The 204-nt window shown below is 36.3% G+C and carries 1 protein-coding gene; it reads left to right on the top strand.

Annotated features, from left to right (window positions below; genetic code table 11):
* A partial coding sequence (locus tag RH98_RS15825; RefSeq protein WP_010258329.1) for a hypothetical protein occupies positions 1 to 204 on the top strand: 204 nt, incomplete at both ends.

The following is a 204-nucleotide window of genomic DNA, read 5'->3' as shown; positions in this document are numbered from 1 at the left end:
AGCAGATGGAGCAGGTAAAGTAACTTATAGCAAAGTTTCTACAGCAAATCTAGATGGTAAAGGAAGTATTACAGGTGATAGTATTATTGAGGTATCAAATGGTACTAATGCAACTTTAGGGGATGTATCATTGAGTTTAGCAGATAACTCAGTAACAAGTGGTAAATTAAACTCTGGACAAGCTGCTAAAGGAACAGTAGCTAC

The organism is Myroides injenensis M09-0166 (assembly GCF_000246945.1).
GTDB lineage: Bacteria > Bacteroidota > Bacteroidia > Flavobacteriales > Flavobacteriaceae > Flavobacterium > Flavobacterium injenense.
The sequence above is the reverse complement of the archived record's forward strand: the minus strand, read 5'-3'. Positions and strand labels throughout refer to the sequence as shown.